The 18265-nt window shown below is 63.1% G+C and carries 16 protein-coding genes and 1 tRNA gene; 6 read left to right on the forward strand and 11 right to left on the reverse strand.

The features are described 5' to 3' along the window. Positions 1-38 precede the first annotated feature (38 nt). The 6 genes from dxs to ACPPVP_RS12465 form a co-directional block, all read right to left on the reverse strand. Positions 39-1964 carry a 1-deoxy-D-xylulose-5-phosphate synthase gene (dxs, locus tag ACPPVP_RS12440; RefSeq protein ID WP_426534533.1) on the reverse strand — a complete coding sequence of 642 codons (1926 nt, stop codon included), beginning with the start codon at positions 1962-1964 and terminating at the stop codon, positions 39-41. 351 nt (positions 1965-2315) lie between these two features. Next, positions 2316-3614 carry a hypothetical protein gene (locus ACPPVP_RS12445; protein ID WP_426534535.1) on the reverse strand — a complete coding sequence of 433 codons (1299 nt, stop codon included), beginning with the start codon at positions 3612-3614 and terminating at the stop codon, positions 2316-2318. Positions 3615-3791: 177 nt separating this feature from the next. Continuing rightward, positions 3792-4043: an exodeoxyribonuclease VII small subunit gene (locus ACPPVP_RS12450; RefSeq protein WP_426534537.1), complete on the reverse strand. Its 252-nt coding sequence runs from the start codon at positions 4041-4043 to the stop codon at positions 3792-3794. A gap of 72 nt (positions 4044-4115) precedes the next feature. Continuing rightward, positions 4116-5042 carry a histone deacetylase family protein gene (locus tag ACPPVP_RS12455; protein ID WP_426534539.1) on the reverse strand — a complete coding sequence of 309 codons (927 nt, stop codon included), beginning with the start codon at positions 5040-5042 and terminating at the stop codon, positions 4116-4118. Positions 5043-5130: 88 nt separating this feature from the next. Next, positions 5131-6798, reverse strand: a complete 1668-nt coding sequence (locus ACPPVP_RS12460) for a bifunctional metallophosphatase/5'-nucleotidase (protein WP_426534541.1) — start codon at positions 6796-6798, stop codon at positions 5131-5133. 241 nt (positions 6799-7039) lie between these two features. Further along, entirely contained in the window at positions 7040-7804 is a 765-nt protein-coding gene (locus ACPPVP_RS12465; RefSeq protein ID WP_426534543.1) for a crotonase/enoyl-CoA hydratase family protein, read from the reverse strand. A gap of 128 nt (positions 7805-7932) precedes the next feature. Here ACPPVP_RS12465 and ACPPVP_RS12470 point away from each other — a divergent pair, with 128 nt between their 5' ends. Beyond that, entirely contained in the window at positions 7933-8886 is a 954-nt protein-coding gene (locus ACPPVP_RS12470) for a ring-cleaving dioxygenase (RefSeq protein WP_426534545.1), read from the forward strand. 119 nt (positions 8887-9005) lie between these two features. Continuing rightward, positions 9006-9212, forward strand: a complete 207-nt coding sequence (locus ACPPVP_RS12475; protein ID WP_426534547.1) for a DUF1737 domain-containing protein — start codon at positions 9006-9008, stop codon at positions 9210-9212. A gap of 93 nt (positions 9213-9305) precedes the next feature. Here the strand turns inward: ACPPVP_RS12475 and ACPPVP_RS12480 are convergent, their stop codons facing one another. Further along, positions 9306-9923: a hypothetical protein gene (locus ACPPVP_RS12480; RefSeq protein WP_426534549.1), complete on the reverse strand. Its 618-nt coding sequence runs from the start codon at positions 9921-9923 to the stop codon at positions 9306-9308. A gap of 526 nt (positions 9924-10449) precedes the next feature. Next, a complete protein-coding gene (locus ACPPVP_RS12485; protein ID WP_426534551.1) occupies positions 10450-10665 on the reverse strand; it encodes a hypothetical protein in 216 nt (71 codons plus the stop codon). Between the two features lie 628 nt (positions 10666-11293). Here ACPPVP_RS12485 and ACPPVP_RS12490 point away from each other — a divergent pair. The 3 genes from ACPPVP_RS12490 to ACPPVP_RS12500 all read left to right on the forward strand — a co-directional run bounded on the left by ACPPVP_RS12490 (position 11294) and on the right by ACPPVP_RS12500 (position 13076). Beyond that, positions 11294-11485, forward strand: a complete 192-nt coding sequence (locus tag ACPPVP_RS12490; RefSeq protein ID WP_426534553.1) for a hypothetical protein — start codon at positions 11294-11296, stop codon at positions 11483-11485. Further along, entirely contained in the window at positions 11482-12630 is a 1149-nt protein-coding gene (locus ACPPVP_RS12495) for a hypothetical protein (protein WP_426534555.1), read from the forward strand. Before ACPPVP_RS12490 ends, ACPPVP_RS12495 begins: the two co-directional genes overlap by 4 nt. A 101-nt stretch (positions 12631-12731) precedes the next feature. Beyond that, positions 12732-13076: a GcrA family cell cycle regulator gene (locus ACPPVP_RS12500; RefSeq protein ID WP_426534557.1), complete on the forward strand. Its 345-nt coding sequence runs from the start codon at positions 12732-12734 to the stop codon at positions 13074-13076. Positions 13077-13189: 113 nt separating this feature from the next. Here ACPPVP_RS12500 and ACPPVP_RS12505 read toward each other — a convergent pair whose 3' ends face one another. From ACPPVP_RS12505 to ACPPVP_RS12515, 3 genes are all read right to left on the reverse strand, one after another. After that, entirely contained in the window at positions 13190-14572 is a 1383-nt protein-coding gene (locus ACPPVP_RS12505) for a hypothetical protein (protein ID WP_426534559.1), read from the reverse strand. A 279-nt stretch (positions 14573-14851) separates the two neighbouring features. Further along, on the reverse strand, positions 14852-16033 hold the full coding sequence (locus ACPPVP_RS12510; RefSeq protein ID WP_426534561.1) for a MalY/PatB family protein: 1182 nt from the start codon (positions 16031-16033) through the stop codon (positions 14852-14854). Positions 16034-16118: 85 nt separating this feature from the next. Beyond that, positions 16119-17900: an acyl-CoA dehydrogenase gene (locus ACPPVP_RS12515; protein WP_426534563.1), complete on the reverse strand. Its 1782-nt coding sequence runs from the start codon at positions 17898-17900 to the stop codon at positions 16119-16121. Positions 17901-18183: 283 nt separating this feature from the next. On the opposite strand from ACPPVP_RS12515, the gene ACPPVP_RS12520 reads away from it, so the two are divergent. Beyond that, positions 18184-18258, forward strand: a tRNA-Gln gene (locus tag ACPPVP_RS12520). The last annotated feature ends 7 nt before the right edge of the window (positions 18259-18265 follow it).

The raw sequence follows: 18265 nt of genomic DNA on the forward strand, positions 1-18265 counted from the left end.
TCGGTTCTGAGCAGGTTAGAACCGAAGCGGCTTAAGCCTCAGGCGAGCTTGACCGTCTCGGTCTTGTAGTCCTTGCCGAGCGCATCGAATACCTTGGCGACGATGCCCTTGGCGTCGAGTCCGGCGTGGGCATACATCGCGGTCGGCGAGTCGTGGTCGATGAACTCGTCGGGCAGGATCATCGCGCGCATCCGCAGGCCGCCGTCGAGCATGCCGTGGTCGGACAGCGTCTGCATGACGTGCGAACCGAAGCCGCCGATCGAGCCTTCCTCGATGGTGAGCAGCACCTCGTGGTCGCGCGCCAGCTTCAGCACCAGATCGACGTCGAGCGGCTTCATGAAACGCGCGTCGGCGATGGTGGTGGAGAGGCCGTGGGCGGCGAGTTCGTCGGCCGCCTTTTCGCATTCGGCCATGCGCGTGCCGAACGAGAGCAGGGCGATCTTGTTGCCCTGGCGGACGATGCGGCCCTTGCCGATTTCGAGGGGGATGCCGACCTCGGGCATTTCAACGCCGCGGCCTTCGCCGCGCGGATAGCGCACCGCGCTCGGCCGGTCGTTGATCGCAACCTGCGTCGCAACCATGTGCACCAGTTCCGCCTCGTCGGACGCGGCCATAATGACGAAGTTCGGCAGGCATCCGAGATAGGCGTTGTCGAAGGAGCCCGCATGGGTCGCGCCGTCTGCGCCGACCAAACCGGCACGGTCGATCGCAAAACGTACCGGCAGACTCTGGATCGCGACGTCGTGGACCACCTGGTCGTAGCCGCGCTGCAGGAAGGTCGAGTAGATTGCGCAGAACGGCTTGTAGCCTTCGGTGGCGAGGCCGGCGGCGAACGTCACCGCATGCTGCTCGGCAATGCCGACGTCGAAGGTCCGGTTGGGGAAGGCCTTGTTGAAGATGTCGACGCCGGTGCCGGACGGCATCGCCGCGGTGATGGCGACGATCTTGTCGTCCTTCTCGGCTTCCTTGACCAGGCTCTGGCCGAACACGTTCTGGTAGGCCGGGGCGTTCGGCTTGGCTTTCGCCTGGGCGCCGGTGGCGACGTCGAACTTGACCACCGCGTGATACTTGTCGGCGGAAGCTTCCGCCGGGCCGTAGCCCTTGCCCTTCTGCGTCACGACATGGACCAGGATCGGGCCGGTTTCCATATCGCGGACGTTCTTCAGAACCGGCAGCAGATGGTCGAGGTTGTGACCATCGATCGGGCCGACGTAGTAGAAGCCGAGCTCCTCGAACAGCGTGCCGCCGTCCATCATGAAGCCGCGGGAATATTCCTCGACGCGGTTGGCGCGGTTGGCGAGGATTTTTGGCAGACGCTTGTTGATCTGCTTGGCCGCCTCGCGCAGCGTGCGGTAAGTCTTGCCGGAGTAGAGGCGGGACAGGTAGGCGCTCATCGCGCCGACCGGCGGCGCAATCGACATGTCGTTGTCGTTGAGGATCACGATCAGGCGGGAGTTCATCGCACCCGCATTGTTCATGGCTTCATAGGCCATGCCGGCGGACATCGAACCGTCGCCGATCACGGCGATGACGTTGTTCTTGCCGCCGGAGAGGTCGCGCGCCACGGCCATGCCGAGGCCGGCCGAAATCGAGGTCGAGGAATGCGCGGCGCCGAACGGGTCGTAGTCGCTCTCGGTGCGCTTGGTGAAGCCGGAGAGGCCGCCGGCGGTGCGCAGTGTGCGGATGCGGTCGCGGCGGCCGGTCAGGATCTTGTGCGGGTAGGCCTGGTGGCCAACGTCCCAGATCAGGCGGTCGCGCGGCGTGTCGAAGATGTAGTGGATCGCGGTGGTCAGTTCGACGACGCCGAGGCCAGCGCCGAAGTGGCCACCGGTCACGGAAACGGCGTCGATCGTTTCCTGGCGGAGTTCGTCCGCGACCTGCTGCACTTGCTCGATCTTGAGTTTGCGCAGATCGTCGGGCGTACGGATCGTATCGAGAAGCGGCGTTTTGCTAAATGTGGTCACAGCGATATCCAATTTTGCATGTCAGGGCGAACAGCCCGACGCGAGACGGGAAGCGCGTTAACCGCGCCGCGAAAATCCAGACTCCGGTGCCATCCCGGCGGGCCGGTACCTGATTTAAAAGCCTAGATGCATTCCGGACAGAAACCCTGTGATATGCATCACGTGAGTAGCTTTCAAACCCTTTCCGGTTCAGTTTCTTTAGCTATTTGAAGCGCTTGCTGTCGTCGAAAGTCCCCGGCAAGCCGCTTTCCCCAGCCATAGAACCGCAAACCTTTACACCAAAGCGGCCACCAAAGCCAACCGGGAGCGCCGAATCGGTTCCGTAGCGCGGGCCAGAAAAACCTCGATTTTTCAACCACGGCGGCGGGCGGATGGTTCCACTTTGGTCAAATTGGCGGCACTTTTGGCCGCAGCCGTGGCCGCTTCTATGCTTTTCCAGGCCAGCTCGCGCACCCCGGAATCGCCGGTGGCGACATCCAGCGCTGCGTCGGGGGCGGCCATGCGCTCACTGAGCGGGACCGGTCCGCAGACGATCATGAAGAAGTCGTAGGCATTGGGCAGTTCGTTGGCCATCACGAACTGGAAATGCACGCGGAAAAACTGCCAGCGAAACTTTTCGTAGTGTTCCGGCCGGATGATGTCGCGGAATCGTACCGGCACGATCCTCGGATTGCGCCTCGCGGCGCCGACGTCGATGCCGTGGCTCGTGATCGGATCGAACTGGTAGAAGTTCATCACGTCCTTACGGGCCTGACAGTCGATCCAGTCGATCGAGGGTTCGACCGCCAGCATGCGCAGATGCTCGCGAAACTGCTTCGACACGGCGTGATAGCCGACGATCGGGAAATTGCCGCCGATCGTCAGCAGCACGATCCGCGGACCGTGACGGCCGAGCGCGGGGTCGAGCTTCAGAGCCCGCGCCAGCATTTCCGTCGACAGGAACGATCCGGAGCTATGGCCGACGATGACGATTTCCTCGGCGTCGGTGCTTTTGGCCGTCTTGACCAGATGCTCCGCGAAGCGGTCGATGCGCTGGTCCCATTCGGGGCGTTCGCGGTGCGAGAATTCCCAGGTCCAGATCGTGTCGCACAGCAGATAGAGCACGTAGGTGGCGTTCTCGGTGTATTTCAGCACGATGCCGAGCAGGGCCACGAACAGGGCGGTTGCGATGGCGATGCTGAAAATATTGGGTATGCCGAGCGCATTCAGCCCCTTCTCGAAGACAAAGGCGATGGCGCCGGCGCACGCGGCTTCCAGCAACAGCATCAAGTGCGGATAGGTGATGAACGTTGCAAAACGCCAGTTCGCCTTGCCGAAGCGGGCGATGGTGCCGCCGAAGACGAGCCGCCAGTAGATCCATACCGCGCTGAACACGGTGCGCCAGATCGGCGCCGCCAGATCCTGCTGGATAAAATCCTCGAACCGGAGGAAATCGTAGGCCGTGCGGGTTTGCCAGTCGTCCGCCTTGGTATCGATGGTCCAGGACGCGATCTCGTCGTCGGGGGCGACCTTGGGCCGGCTGATGGTGGCCTGCAGCTGGTAGAGCCGGCCGAACTTGCGCAGTTCGGTGCGGAACATGCGGTAATATTGCGCCAGCCCGCGCGGATCGTAGCCCTGAATATAGATGATATGGCGGTGCTGGACGCGCACGTATTGTCCCCGGATGATGGCCGACTATAACAGGCTGGGCAGGGCGCCAAGAACTATATCGGCCACCAAATTACCGGCTATTAAGCCTTTTGGCGGGGAGGCGAGCACTTAAATTCGCCCCGTGCTCTTTCGGTTACGCCAGGCGAGGCCGGCGGAGGCGGTATTCCGGCGGGCGGATCACTGCACGTCGAGCGGCTCGGTCCCGGTGACCTGGCCGTTGGCATCGGTGGTGATTTTGTCGACGCGGGCCTCGGCCTGCCGCAAAAGTTCTTCGCAGCGGCGCTTCAGCGCCTCGCCGCGCTCATAGATCGTAACCGATTCCTCGAGCGGTACCTTGCCGCCTTCAAGCTTCGTTACGATCGATTCAAGCTCCTCCATCGCACGCTCGAAGGTGAGTTTTTTGACGTCCACTTGGGTGTTTTCGGCCATATCGAGTTCCCGGATGCGCCCGCTAAGAGCGCAGAATCAAACAACATTTTACGGGCCTATTGTGGCGGGGATTTAGGCGCCCATCAATGCGGTGACATGCGCCGCCACCGACTCTTTCAGCCCCTGCAGGTCGTAGCCGCCCTCCAGCACGGACACAAGGCGGCCACCTGAGCTTGCCTCGGCCTGATCCATCAGCTTGCGCGTGACCCAGCCGAAATCATCGGCCTTGAGATTGAGCGAGGCCAGCGGATCGCGGTAATGCGCGTCGAAGCCGGCGGAGACGATGACCAGCTCCGGCGCGAATTTCTGCAACTGCGGCAGGATCAGGTTTTCGAACGCGGCGCGGAATTTGGTGCTGCCGTCCTCGGACGCCAGCGGCGCATTGACGATGGTGTCGTGCTCGCCGCGCTCGCCACTGGCGCCGGTGCCGGGAAACAGCGGCATCTGGTGCGTCGAGGCGTACATCACGGTCGGATCGTGCCAGAAGATATCCTGCGTGCCGTTGCCGTGATGGACGTCGAAATCGACGACCGCAACACGGCCGATGCCGTATTTGCGCTGGGCGTGACGGGCCGCGATCGCGACATTGTCGAAGAAGCAGAAACCCATCGGCTTCGACACCTCCGCATGGTGACCGGGCGGGCGCACCGCGACGAACGCATTCTGATGTTGGCCGGACATCACAGCGTCGGTCGCCGCCACCGCGCCGCCGACGCCGCGCATCACAGCTTCCCAGGTGCCCGGCGACATCGAGGTGTCGCCGTCGATGTAGATCATGCCGCTCTGCGGGGCGATATGCCGGAGCTCGCCGACATAATGCTCGCCATGGCACAGCGTGACGGAATCCAGACTGCCTTCCGGGGCTTCGCCACGTGTCAGCGGCTTGAAGCGGTCTTCTCCCAGCACCTCGGCGACCGCGCGCAGCCGGTCGGGACGTTCCGGATGCCCGGGAGGCGTGACATGATCGAGACAGGCGGTATGCGTCAGAAGCAGCGTCATGCAAAATCCTGGCGTTGAGGCGCGCGCCGGCAGGGAGGGGTTAATCTAGGCGCTTAGCGGCCGCTCGGAAAGGCCCACGAAATCAGGCTTAGTTGACCCGGACGATGCGATCGGCGGCGGTCGGACTGACGGGGCTGTTCGCCCCGAAATAGGCATGCAGCGCGTCGATGTCGTAGACGCCGATCTGCGGTGCGGTTCCCTGGGTGAGCACGGTAAAGCCGTCGCCGCCGACGGACAGGAAATTGTTCACGGTGACGCGATAGCGCGCGGCGGGATCGATCGGTTGTCCGCCGAGCGACATCCGCTCGGCGATGACGCGCTCGCCATCCGGCTTCGATCCGTCCCATGCGTAGCTGAAGCCTTTCGACACCTGCAGGATCCGCGGCCGCTTCGGATCGAGCCATTGCTGCTCCAGCATGTCCTTGATCTGCTTTCCGCTCAGCGTGATCGTCACCAGTTGATTGCGGAACGGCTGGCTGGCGAACAGATCGCCATAGGTCACCGCGCCGTCTTCCTTGCGCGTCACGTCGGCGCGCACGCCGCCGGGATTGGTGAAGGCGATGACCGCGCCGCCTTTCGCTTCAATGCTGGTCGCGGCGAGTTGGGCGTCCGCGACGATGTCGCCGAGCGGGCTTTCGCCGGCATTATTGGGCACGCGCGACAGCGTGGCCGTCACTGCACCTGCCGGGCGGTTGGCGATCGGCGCGGCCAGCCTGTCGTAGGATTCGATCAGCGCGGTTTGTTCGGGGTTCTTTGCCAGCGTTGCTGATCGAACGATGCTGTTATCGGCTTTGGCGCTGATGACGTCCCGCGTGGCGGGATCGAGCTTGAGATCGATGGCGGTGACGAGCGTGCCGTATTTGTCGCCTGATGTGACGAGCCGCCCGTCGATCTCGCAGACATAGGCGCGGTGGGTGTGGCCGGTAACCACGACGTCGACCGCGTGATCGAATTTTTTGACGATGTCGACGATCGGTCCCGAAATGCCCGGGCATTCGTTGTAGTCGCCGGTCGGCAGTCCGCCTTCGTGGATCAGGACGACGATGGCCTCGACGCCGCGCGCCTTGAGCTCCGGGATCAGCGCATTGACCGTCGCGGCTTCGTCGCGGAATTCGAGGTCGGCGACGCCGACCGGAGAGACGAGGCCCGGGGTGCCCTTCAAGGTCAGGCCGATGAAGGCGACCGGAATGCCGTCGAAGGCGCGGATTTCGTAAGGAGGAAACACGGTCTTGCCGCTGCTCTTCTCGAACGTGCTGGCGGCGAGATAGCGGAATTTCGCGCCGGCAAACGGATGCGGCCCCTGGCATTGGTCGACCGGGTGGCAGCCGCCATTCTGCATGCGCAACAGTTCGTCCTTGCCCTCGTCGAATTCGTGATTGCCGACCGAGGAAATATTCAGCCCCATCATCGACAGCGCCTCGATCGTCGGCTCGTCATGGAACATCGCCGACAAAAACGGGCTGGCGCCGATCAGGTCGCCGGCCGCGACGAAGATCGTATTCCTGTGCCCCTCGCGAAGCTGGCCGACCAGCGTCGCCATGTGTTCGGCGCCGCCGGCAGGGACGGTGATCTTCTTGGTCTTGTCCTCGGGATCGGCAATCGTGATCCCGCCCGGCGGCGGGCGCAGGTAGCCGTGAAAATCGTTGATCGCGAGAATGCGCAGGTCGACGGGGGCGGGGGTCTGGGCGCGGGATGACGCGGCGAGCGCCAGCATGATCGCGAATGGTGCAAGGATGGGGCGGAGGAGGGGGCTCATGGACACTGATGTTGTAGCCCGCATGAGCGCAGCGACATGCGGGACCGGCAGGAGTTGAAAACCCCGGATGTCGCTGCGCTCATCCGGGCTACGCTTGCTCTCATGACAGTGACATAGCAGCTTGACAGCTCTGCGTCATTGCGAGGAGCGCAGCGACGAAGCAATCCATCTCGCAGCGTAAAGAAAGAATGGATTGCTTCGCTGCGCTCGCAATGACGGCGGAGAGAGTGTACCTTTTACCTCACCCCTTCTTCCGCTCAAAGAACGCCTTGAACGACGCCACCGCTTCCTTCGAGTGCAACCGTTCGCCGAACAGGTGGCCTTCCTGGTCGATCCGGCGCGTCATGTCCTCCGGCGGCAGTCTGATCAATTTGCGCGAGATCGCGACCGCTTCGGCCGGCAGCGCGCAGATCTCCCGGGCCACCTTGCGCGCCTCGGCTTCGGTGTGGCCGGGCGCCACCACCACATTGACAAAGCCGGCCTCGCGCGCCTCCTCGGCGGAAAACTTGCGTCCCATCACCAGCATGGCAAAGGCGCGCTGGTGACCCATGGTGCGCGGCATCAGAAGGCTGGAGGCGCCTTCCGGCACCAGTCCGAGATTGATGAACGGCGTCGAGAAGGTCGCGGTGGTGCTGGCCAGCACATAGTCGCAATGGAACAGCATCGTGGTGCCGATGCCGATCGCGACGCCGTCGACGGCGGCGATGATCGGCTTGACGTTGTGCGCCAGCGAATAAAGCAGTTTGACGGCGTTGGAGGCGCCGCGTGGCGCATCGGTGTCTGACGTGCTCTCTTTGAGAAAATCCTCGAGATCGTTGCCGGCGGTGAACACGCCCGAACCGCCTGTGATGATGATGCAGCGGATATCGGGATTGTTCTGCGCTTTGTCGATCGCATCGCTCATCGCGCGATACATGTCCTGGGTGAAGGCGTTCTTTTTCTCGGGCCGCCGCAGCTTGATGACGCGCGTGGCGTCTTCGTCGGATACTATGAGGTGCCCGGTCATGAACTTGTCCCTAAAGCGGGCGGCAACGCTGCCGCTGGCCAATCATCCGGCCATATCCTACATGATCCGGCAAGGGTCCAAACTGTTCCGGCGGGCTTTTCCCACCAAGGTAGTAGAAGGATAACGCAATGCAGCTAGGCGGAATTCATCATCTGACCGCGGTCTCGGCGAAGCCGCGGGACAATGTGGCCTTCTACACCGGCCTGCTTGGCATGCGGCTGGTCAAGAAGACCGTCAACCAGGATGACGTCAGCGCCTATCATTTGTTCTACGCCGACGGCAAAGCCAATCCCGGCACCGACCTCACCTTCTTCGATTTCCCGGCAGCCCCCGAGCAGCGCGGAACCAATTCGATCTCGCGCACCGGCTTGCGCGTCTCGGGCGAAAAGACGCTGGGCTACTGGCGGGATCGCCTGAAAAAGGCCGGCGCCGTGGCCGGCGATATCGTCGAGGTCGACGGCCGGCTGACGCTGCCGTTCGAGGACGGCGAGGGGCAGCGGCTGGTGCTGGTCGACGACGGCGGGAAAGGCACGGCCTCTCCGTGGGAGCGCAGCCCGGTGCCGGTGGAACACCAGATCCGCGGGCTCGGTCCGATCGTGCTGACCGTGCACGAGTTGTCGCGGACGGCGTTCGTGCTGACCGAGGTCATGAACATGCGCCGCGTGCGCGACTATGCCGCCCACGGCGCGGAGATCCATGTGTTCGCGATGGGCGAGGCAACGGGAGAGAGCAGTCCCGCCGCCGAACTGCATGTGCTGGAAGAAAAGGATTCTCCCGTCGCGCGGCAGGGCGCCGGCGGCGTCCACCACGTCGCGTTCCGCACGCCCGATGAGGCGCAGTATCACGCCTGGACGCAGCGGCTGAACGAACTACGCGTCCCCAACAGCGGCGAGGTCGACCGCTTCTATTTCCGCAGCCTGTATTTCCGCGAACCCAACGGCATTCTGTTCGAGATCGCGACCGACGGCCCGGGCTTTGCGACGGACGAGCCGATGGAGACACTGGGAGAGAAGCTCGCGCTGCCGCCGTTCCTGGAGCCGCGAAGGGCTGCAATCGAGGCGGGGCTGAAGCCGATTTCGTAGGATGGGTAGAGCGAAGCGAAACCCATCACTGTTCCGCGTCGCATTTGATTGACATCGCTGCGCTCCACCCATCCTACGGGCCATCGCACTGAAGCGTGTTCGAACCTGTGGAGGCCCTCATGAAGGTCTACCGATATCTCACCGGCAAGGATGACGCCGCATTCTGCCATCGGGTGACCGACGCCCTGAACCGCGGGTGGCAGCTTTACGGACCGCCGACACTGACATTCGACCAGGAGCGCGGCGAAGTCATCTGCGGGCAAGCCATCACCAAGGACGTCGAAGGCAAGACTTACGATCCCGAAATGGATTTGTCGAAGCTCTAGCAGCGGAGCGCAGCGAAACCCATCAACCCTTGCGCAGACGTTTTGCGAGCTGATCGGCAGCCACTTGCAGTCAATCGCGCCCCCGTTCGGCGACTACGACGCGGAAGCGATCCGCCCCCGCACGACCTGGCTGAGCTGAGGAAGGCGCGCGGCACGACGGGGCGCGAGCGGGCGGCCGTGCAACCTGATGCGATTGCGCGCCTCATGCAGATACATGGGTTCGAGGCGAATATTGAAGAGTTCGTCGTGTGAACGAGGGCGGAAGGCGCCGAGTGCAATCCGGGTTGCATGCAGCGCCCAACCAATGGTGCGCCGGTTTTCGTCGCTGTCGATCCCGGCCATGGCGCAGGCTCGCGAAAGCGCGACCAGCGCGCGGCCCGCCCGGACGACGTTGAAACCGAGAAGGCTCATCAGGATGCGAACGGTTGGCTCGCTTTCGCCGATCGCAAGCAGACGTGTGCCGAGATTATGGAAAGTGACGAGCGCTCCGCGCAGGTTGCGCACGGCGAGATCATGTTCGTGAATTGCCTGCGAGGTGGTCGCCTGTTCTCGCGGCTTGGGTAGTGCCACATTCCGAAAGAGCTCCATGCTCTTGAGAGCCGTGCGCCGGAGCTGCAGCGCACTTCGTATCGGTTGGCCGACCTGATCGAGAATAAAGTGGGCCAGGAAGACGCTGGCAAACGCCGCCAATGGGTAGACGTACCAATGCATGCCGCGCCCTGATTCAATGCGGGGTTTTCAGCTTCACGTTGCAATGTGGCTTGCCGGATCAATCAACCCTAACAGTTCGTTAACCTCAAGCGGAATCGAAGTTCGTCGTTGGGCGCCTGCGAATGTAGTTAACGGCGGCGACGGTCGATGCATGTTTCTTCGTGTGCCTGGTAGCGAAGTCGATCCAACCGGATCGATCATCCATCAAGCCGGCAGCGATGGAGGGAAAAGGACTTCGTCTCCAGGGAGAGCGCGGCATAAGCCGTCAAACCATGGCGCAGGGAATGCCGGCGCGCTCCGGCTGCGCCTGTATGCTCGTCTGCGCTGCTCTCACCATTGCACACGAGACCGCGGGTGCCGCAAGCACCCAGCATTCCCTGCTCCCTCTCAGGAGGGACAAGGTTCATGCAAGCCTCGGGCGAAAGTCGCGCCGCGAGAAGGTGAGATCATGTTTACGAACGTTGACGCAAACGAATTCGTTATGCCCGGCAAAGAACCGCGCCAGCGTGAGGCAGCCTGCGGCTTCTCAGGCTTCGTTCTTCGGAACGTACTTTCCGAGCACGCATTTGTAGCCCTGCAAATGCCATTCGCGATACGGCCCCTTGGAGAGCCAGTCGGCAATGCCGATCTGCGCGTTGACCGCGCAGGCGCTCATGGTGATGCCGGACTGATCGCTGGTGGTGACGACCTTTTCAAGACAAAGCTGGCTGTTGCAGAGGACGGCGACGAGAGTGACGAGCATGGTGACCTTCGTTGATAAGGAATATCCACTTCGTTCAGCCAATGCAGGGTTCATGCCAACATCGGTGCACGCCGTTTTTTTGGACGCCCCTTAGGCGAATTGCCCGGCAAAAACGCACTCTTCCGTAGCCGCGCTTTTAGCGCGGGACGAATACCGGCACCGCCAGTGAATGCAAACTGCGCTGAGAGTAGGGGCGGGCGTGGACGATTCGCAAAGCGTAGAACTACGGGACCGTGGTGGAATGGCCGTGACTGTCTTAACGCTGCAACAGTTTTGAGCGCCACGTTTGGGCCCACAGTGGAGGCCGCAAGCACACTTCGTCGGATGGGTAGAGCGCAGCGAAGCCCATCACTGTTCCCGGGCACCAATTGATTGACGTCGCTGCGCTCCACCCATCCTACAAATTGGGCACACTCATTTCGCCCTCGATGGTCATCATTTCGGACTCAATCTCGACATCGCGCCATGTCCGTTTCGCGTTCCACGTGCAGCGCGGTTCCCGCTAGAGAGCAGGATGAGACATTAGTGCAACAACCATCGTGCTATCTTCCGGAAGGCGCATCGTTGGGCAGCGATGGCCTGCGCGTAGAGATATAATCTCATCGACGAATCCGAAAAGGAGTTTTCGATGTCGAAGTTTGCAATTGGCGAGCAAGTCGAAAACGTGGCCAACGATCACGAGACGGGTACGGTTGTCGCCGTGTTTCCGACCGTAGACGGAAGCTTCAGATATGCCGTCGACACAGAAGGCTACGGCGCGCTCCAGTTCTTCGCCGAAGAGAAGCTGGCTTTGGCCATGACGAGACAGGGTGCCACATGACAGGGCGTGCAACCACGCAAGCGATCGCCGCGACCGAGCGGATGGACGGCGACAGTGATGCCGTGCGCATCAGGCATCAGCTTGACGCCTGGGCCAATGCTTCAAATCGCACGCCTCGATTGGTGGCGACGCCTGCGGAAGACGCAAGCGCTGAAGCATCAGGTGAAGCGCCGTTGCCGGCAACGAAACGCGGCCGCTCTTCTCCGGCATCCAGCCGCACCAAGGCCGCCAAGGGCACCAAGGCCAAATCAGCCAGGACAACGAGAGCCAAGACGGAAGACGCAAAGGCAGAAGAGGCTAGGGCAGCCGAGGCTGATGGCGAGTTGGAGGCGCCCGACGCGCTGCTGGAGCCGCTGCCGGTTTCCGCAGCACCCGCCGTGCCGGAGGCCGTTACCGCCGCGCCGGAACGCGCACGCGCCAGCCGCGCCTTTGCCCTTGTTGCGGCACTCGCGCTGGCGACGGTCGCTGCCTATTTTTCGGTCGCGGGCATGGCCGAGATATTTCCCGGGGATCCGCTCGCGGTCATGGTGCTCGCCGGCACCATGGAAGCCGGCAAGCTGGTGATCGCCGGATGGCTGGCTGCGCATTGGCGCCGGACCAACTGGAAAATGCGCACGGTCATGATGGCGCTGGTTGCCGGCCTCGCGCTCATCAACGCCGCCGGCGTGTTCGGCAAGCTGGTCGAGGCGCATGTCAGCGTGGCGGCAACGTCACGTTCCGGCGTCACCGAGCGCATTGAGGCGCTCGACGCCCGCGTCAGGGCGCAATCGGCGGCCGTGGCCGACCTCGACAGCCGCATCGCGCAAATCGACCGGGCCGTGGACGAATCGACGCGGCTTGGCCGGGTGACGCGGGCGATCAACATCGCAACACAGCAGCGCACGACGCGGGATGGGCTGGATACGCAGCGGCAGGCGGCAACCGCGACACTGGTTGGCCTGCAGGCGCAACGCGCAGCGCTGGCCGGTGAACGTTCGCGCATCGAGGCATCGGCAGGTCCGATCCAGTATCTTGCGATGATGGCCGGCGTTGCGCCCGAAGTCGCGGTGCGATGGCTGATATTGTTGATGGTGCTCTGCTGCGATCCCGCAGCGATCGCCTTGACGGTTGCTGCGGCTGGTGCGCGAGCCCGCGACTCCAGATGAGCGCTTGCTGATGGTGGCGTTAACGACGAGATCAATCATCGGCCGACGCATCATCAGCTACGACTCGCCTATTGCCGTCATTCGGTGTATAAATATTTCCCATGAGTTGGGATGCGAAAGACGTAGCACTGCTCAAAGAGCTCTGGGCTGCAGGACACAGCGCCGGTCAGATCGCAAGCAGGCTTGGCCATAGCCGCAATGCCGTGAGCGCCAAGCTGAAACGCATGGGCCACAAGCGCGGTCACAAGCCGCCAACGGCCAACCCGAAGATCGTGGCCGTGCGTACGCGAAAGTCGGCATCGGCGGCAGCCTGCGCCCAGCCGGTGGACAGGGTGGTGTCGAAGCCGAACAAGGCTACGACGAAGCCCGCCGCGACGCCGACCAGAGAACTCACCAAGCGTGAGCTGTACGCCATGCTGGCCAATGCGGTCAGGAATACCGGCTGACGGCCACTGCGATGCGGTCGAAAAGATTGATACGATCGATCCGCTGCTGACGAGAAGCGGCGGCGGAGCAGGGTTGCGCCCTTCCGCGTGCGGGAAGGGCGCGCTTGAACCGGTTACATGGTTCTGCCCTTCGCCAACCTTGCGGTTTTGGCGGTCTTGACCTGTGCGATTTTGGCCTGTGCAGTTCTGACGGCTTTGGCCTGCACGGCTTTGGCTCGCGCAGTTTTGACCGACTTCGCCTTGCCGCGGTCGACCCGCGCGGCGACCCGGCTGACCTTCTTGGTCGTCGCTTCCGCTTCCTGCGTTTTCGCGCCGCCGCGACGAGAGACGTATTCCTGGCCGTCGATCGGCGCCACATGGGGCGGATCCCGATTGAGATAGGGCCGCCCGATTCCAAAATCCTTGCCGCGTTCGTCGATCCATTTCCAGAGCTTCTCGGTGGAGACCCATCGCTGCGCGCGGCTGTTGCCTTTCACGCTCACGATGTCGGCCGCAAGCCCGCGGCCGTAGCCGCCACGGAAACTGCCGCCGTGGTAGGACCGATCGGTAGCGGCCTTCAGGCCGGTCGCGATCGATTGACGGTAGTCGTCGCGAAACGCGCTGGTGATGCCTGGCTGCAGTCCGGCCTGTTCGGCGGCGTAGAGCGTATAAAAGAGCTTCAGCTTGAAACTCCGGTCCATGCCGCCGATCACGTAGTCCATCATCGCCATGCCGACCTTGTCAGCCGCCTTGGGGTCCTTCCACCCGAATTCCTCGTCGACACGCCGGGTAAAGGTCCGGGTGACGGTCACCTTCTTGCCTCTCCGTTTGATCGTAACTTTCCGCCGTTCCTCCAACTTGATGGCGTCGACCTTGGGCGCCCGTTCGTAGAGCGCCCACAAATATCGATCGATGCAGATCTCCGCGACCAGGCACTCCTCGTTGATTTCGATGGTGGTCACAGCCGGCAGGGCGGCGTCAGGCGCCGGCTCAGCCATGGTCACCTCGGGAGGAAACACCTGCGAGGAATCGGTCAGCGAGGCCACAACAAAAGATTTCCCATCCACACTGGCCGTCGCATCGGCGACTTTCTCCGGCGTCGGATCGGGCGCGCTTGCCGTCGCACTTTTGGCGGACGGCGTTTCGGCTGGCAGCGTCTGCGACGAATCCGGCAAAGATGCCACGACGAAAGGTTTCGGCTCATCCAGGCTTGCCACCCTGTCGGCGGCTTTGTCTGGCGAGGATGGGGCGGCCTTCGCCAACTCAAGGTTGTCGACGGCGGCGCTTGCCACGACGATCGCTCGCGGCGTGTTGGTCAGTACGGTGCTGGCGATGAGAGATGGTTCGCGGCGTTCCAGGATCGAGACCTCACGGGCGTTCTCGACGGAAGCACTGACGTTTCCAACGGAAGTCGAACCGAAGCCTGCGAGCCACGCGAAAACACAGCTCGCGAGGGCTGTGCCCGCGAGAAGGTTGATTCGGCGCTGCGCCTTCGTCGTCGATCGCCATGGGTCCATGATCCGGCCTCCCAAGGCTCCGCATGAGCCTGACTACACAAGCACGCGACAGCGCACATTCTTCGGATTGCGAAATGAATCCGCAACGGCCGGAGACTACGAAATCATCCATTTTTTCAAAGGTGTTGCCTCAATGCCACGCGCTGCAGCATGGAACTTGCTGTGCCATTCTGTGACGGACGCAGTGTCATCACCCGCCTCGTGCGCAATCGCGCACTGGAGTGGGTGATCCAGGATTCCAGAGCGGCGGTGCGCAGTCGCCAATACCGCGACCGGAATTTACGTTCGGAGTTCTCTAAAAGCCTCATCGAGGCGATCGAGCGCCTCCTCGAGAATCGGACGCGGCGTGGCAATGTTGAAGCGCAGCCAGGTTTCGCCGCCTGGCCCGAATTGCTCACCGGGGCTAACGAAAATGCGCGCCCGGTCCTTGACCCTCGCAGCGACGTCACTGGCCGGCAATCCGGTGCCGGAAAAATCCACCCAGGCCAGATAGGTTGCATCGAGCCGCATCGAGCGAGCGCCCGGCGCTGCGCGCGCGATCCTGTTGTCGAAGATATCGCGGCTGCCGGTGAGATATGGCAGCAGCGCATCGAGCCAGCGATCGCCGGTTCGCCACGCCGCCTCGGTGGCGACCATGCCGAAGGCGTTGTAGGAGGCGAGTCCGCTCGCTGCGATCCGCGCATCGAGCTTCGCTTTCAGCACCGGATTCGACGTGAAGCATGCGCCGACATGGGCGCCGGCAAGATTGAAGGTCTTTGTGGCGGCGACGCAGGTGATCAGGCGATCCGCGATTTCGGGAGCGGCCGACAGGGTCGGCGTATGCCTGGCGCCACCCAGAAGCAGGTCGCAGTGGATTTCGTCGGAAACCAGAATCAAATTGCGTTCGGCGCAGAAGCGGGCGAGCGCGCGGATCTCCTCGGCCGACCAGACGGTCCCGCCCGGATTGTGCGGGCTGCAGAAAAACACGATTTTTGTGCGTGGCGTGAGTTTCGCGGCGAGCGCATCGAGGTCCATCGTGTAGCGGCCCTGACGCAAAGACAATTGCGCGTCGAGGATGCGTCGCTCGTTGGCGAGAATGATCTTCCGGAAAGCGTGATAGGCCGGTGGAAACACCACGACCTCATCACCGGGCTCGGTGACGGCTTGAAGAATGAGGCCCAATCCCGAAACGACGCCCGGTGTTGGGCTTACCCAGGCCGGATCGATCGACAGGCCGTGCCGGCGCTTCATCCATTCGGCAAGCGAGATCGCCCAACTGCCGGTGTCGGCATAATAGCCATGGACGGCACGGGTCACGTCGGCGGTTAGTGCTTCCGTCACGCCGGGAGGTGCCGCAAAATCCATGTCGGCGACCCACATCGGGATTCCGTCCGCTGCGGTGATCCCTGAAAGCTTGGCCATCATGTCCCACTTCGACGCGTGCGTGCCGCGGCGGTCAATTACGCGATCGAAATCAAACATTGGGACGGTGGCTCCTGCGGTGGCGTGTGGCGCGTCACATGCGCGTTGGATTCAGAACGTGTAGGTCAGGACAGCACGAGACTCGTTACCCCAGCAACACCGCATCCGCGCCGTTCACGGCTTCCGCGCTGTCGGTCACCGTCTTCTCCAGCGATCCCGCCTGCACGGTGATGTTCTCGGCAAAGAAGCGCGCCACTGTCACGTAGCGTTGCGGATCGCCGACATCGCCATTGCTCTTGGCGGCCAGCGCCTCGCCGGCCAGCATGCAGCCGCCGAGAGTCGAGCCGAACAGGCGCAGGTATGGCGTGGCGCCGGCGAGCGCGTCGTTCGGCGCAGATGCGACGCGCTCCAGCAGCCATTTGCTGGCGCGCTCCAGCGAGCCGAGCGCGTCGCGCAGTTTTGTACCCGTGGTGCCGAACGCTGGATCGTTCGAAGCTTCGACCTGCTTGACGATGCCGCCCAGTTCATCGAGCAGGGCCCAGACCGAGGCGCCGCCGTTCGCCGCGAGTTTTCGCGTCACGAGGTCGATCGACTGGATGCCGTTGGTGCCTTCATAGATCGTGGTGATGCGCGCGTCGCGGTAATGCTGCGCGGCGCCGGTCTCCTCGATGAAGCCCATGCCGCCGTGAACCTGCACGCCGAGATAGCTTACCTCGTTGCCGATATCGGTAGAGAAGGCCTTGGCAATCGGCGTCAGCAGCGCGCCGCGCGCGGCCGCATCGCTGCGCACCTTGGCGTCCTTGGCGCGCACGGAGACGTCGAGCGCGACGGCGGTGGCGTAGCAGATCGAGCGCGCGGCGGCCGTCATGCTGCGCATTTGCAGCAGCATGCGCTTGACGTCGGGATGCACGATGATGGGGTCGAGCCCGTCGCCCTTCTTGCCGACGGCGCGGCCTTGCTTGCGTTCCTGTGCAAAGGCCAGCGCCTGCTGATAGGCGCGGTCGGCGATGCCGACGCCTTCGAGGCCGACGCCTAGGCGGGCCTGGTTCATCATCGTGAACATGCAGAGCATGCCGCGATTTTCCTCGCCGATCAGGTAGCCGATGGCGCCGCCGTGATCGCCCATCGTCATGGTGCAGGTGGGGGAGGCGTGCATGCCGAGCTTATGCTCGACGCCGGACGGATAGATGTCGTTGCGTGCGCCGAGCGAGCCGTCGGCATTGACCATGAATTTCGGAATGAGAAAGAGCGAAATCCCCTTGGTGCCTGCGGGCGCGTCGGGCAGGCGGGCCAGCACGAAATGCACGATATTATCGGTCATGTCGTGGTCGCCATAGGTGATGAAGATTTTCGTGCCCTTGACGCGATAGCTGCCGTCATCAGCCCGCTCGGCGCGGGTGCGCAGCGCGCCGACGTCGGAGCCGGCCTGCGGCTCGGTGAGCTGCATGGTGCCGGTCCATTCGCCGGAGACGAGTTTTTCCAGGTAGATCTTCTTCAGTTCCTCGCTGCCATGGGCGTCGAGCGCCTCGATGGCGGAGAGCGTCAAGAGCGGGCAGAGGCCGAAGGCGATGTTCGACGCGCTCCAGATTTCGGTGCAGGCCGCGTTGATCGCCATCGGCAGGCCCTGGCCGCCAAAGGCTTCCGGGCCTGACACCGCGTTCCACCCGGCGGCGATCCAGCGCTGATAGGCGTCGGGCCAGCCGGGCGCGGTCGTCACCTTGTTGTCCCCAAGCTTGATGCCGTGTTCGTCGCCCACTTTGTTCAGCGGCGCCAGCACGTCGCCGGCGAATTTTCCGGCTTCCTCCAGCACGGCCGCGGTGATGTCGCCGTCGAAGTCGCCGTAATGGCCGGCCTTCACGGCCGCCTGCAGGCCCGCGCCATGGTTGAGCGCGAGCAGGATGTCGGAGATCGGCGCGCGGTAAGTCATGACGATAATCTCGCGTTGACGGGAACTGGGCTGCCGTATTCCCACGAAACCGGGGTTGTCTCAACTCTCCGATCGGCGGTATCGGGCCGCGCCGGGGGCGTGAAACCGGCCGGGAGCTTTCGCGTAGGCGGTCCTATTATAAAGGGTCACGCTTCCGGGAGCTGATTTCGGACGAAATTGGGTGGTCCAGCCTGTTGAAATGGCCTGACACCCTCTATAGACCGGGCGTTGTCCGAACCGGTTCGGGCAGGGCGCATCGTCCGCGCGTTCCGGTTCAGCCTGTTGGGGCGTAGCCAAGCGGTAAGGCAGCGGATTTTGATTCCGCCATTCGGAGGTTCGATCCCTCCCGCCCCAGCCACACCAGC

The sequence above is a fragment of the Bradyrhizobium sp. McL0615 genome, assembly GCF_049993905.1.
Taxonomy (GTDB): domain Bacteria; phylum Pseudomonadota; class Alphaproteobacteria; order Rhizobiales; family Xanthobacteraceae; genus Bradyrhizobium.

Bases quoted from the DNA above. Each gene is read 5' to 3' on its own strand.
- ACPPVP_RS12450 (WP_426534537.1), bottom strand. From the start codon at position 4,043: ATGGCCGAAAACACCCAAGTGGACGTCAAAAAACTCACCTTCGAGCGT.
- ACPPVP_RS12455 (WP_426534539.1), bottom strand. From the start codon at position 5,042: ATGACGCTGCTTCTGACGCATACCGCCTGTCTCGATCATGTCACGCCT.
- ACPPVP_RS12460 (WP_426534541.1), bottom strand. From the start codon at position 6,798: ATGAGCCCCCTCCTCCGCCCCATCCTTGCACCATTCGCGATCATGCTG.
- ACPPVP_RS12465 (WP_426534543.1), bottom strand. From the start codon at position 7,804: ATGACCGGGCACCTCATAGTATCCGACGAAGACGCCACGCGCGTCATC.
- ACPPVP_RS12470 (WP_426534545.1), top strand. From the start codon at position 7,933: ATGCAGCTAGGCGGAATTCATCATCTGACCGCGGTCTCGGCGAAGCCG.
- ACPPVP_RS12475 (WP_426534547.1), top strand. From the start codon at position 9,006: ATGAAGGTCTACCGATATCTCACCGGCAAGGATGACGCCGCATTCTGC.
- ACPPVP_RS12480 (WP_426534549.1), bottom strand. From the start codon at position 9,923: ATGCATTGGTACGTCTACCCATTGGCGGCGTTTGCCAGCGTCTTCCTG.
- ACPPVP_RS12485 (WP_426534551.1), bottom strand. From the start codon at position 10,665: ATGCTCGTCACTCTCGTCGCCGTCCTCTGCAACAGCCAGCTTTGTCTT.
- ACPPVP_RS12490 (WP_426534553.1), top strand. From the start codon at position 11,294: ATGTCGAAGTTTGCAATTGGCGAGCAAGTCGAAAACGTGGCCAACGAT.
- ACPPVP_RS12495 (WP_426534555.1), top strand. From the start codon at position 11,482: ATGACAGGGCGTGCAACCACGCAAGCGATCGCCGCGACCGAGCGGATG.
- ACPPVP_RS12500 (WP_426534557.1), top strand. From the start codon at position 12,732: ATGAGTTGGGATGCGAAAGACGTAGCACTGCTCAAAGAGCTCTGGGCT.
- ACPPVP_RS12505 (WP_426534559.1), bottom strand. From the start codon at position 14,572: ATGGACCCATGGCGATCGACGACGAAGGCGCAGCGCCGAATCAACCTT.
- ACPPVP_RS12510 (WP_426534561.1), bottom strand. From the start codon at position 16,033: ATGTTTGATTTCGATCGCGTAATTGACCGCCGCGGCACGCACGCGTCG.
- ACPPVP_RS12515 (WP_426534563.1), bottom strand. From the start codon at position 17,900: ATGACTTACCGCGCGCCGATCTCCGACATCCTGCTCGCGCTCAACCAT.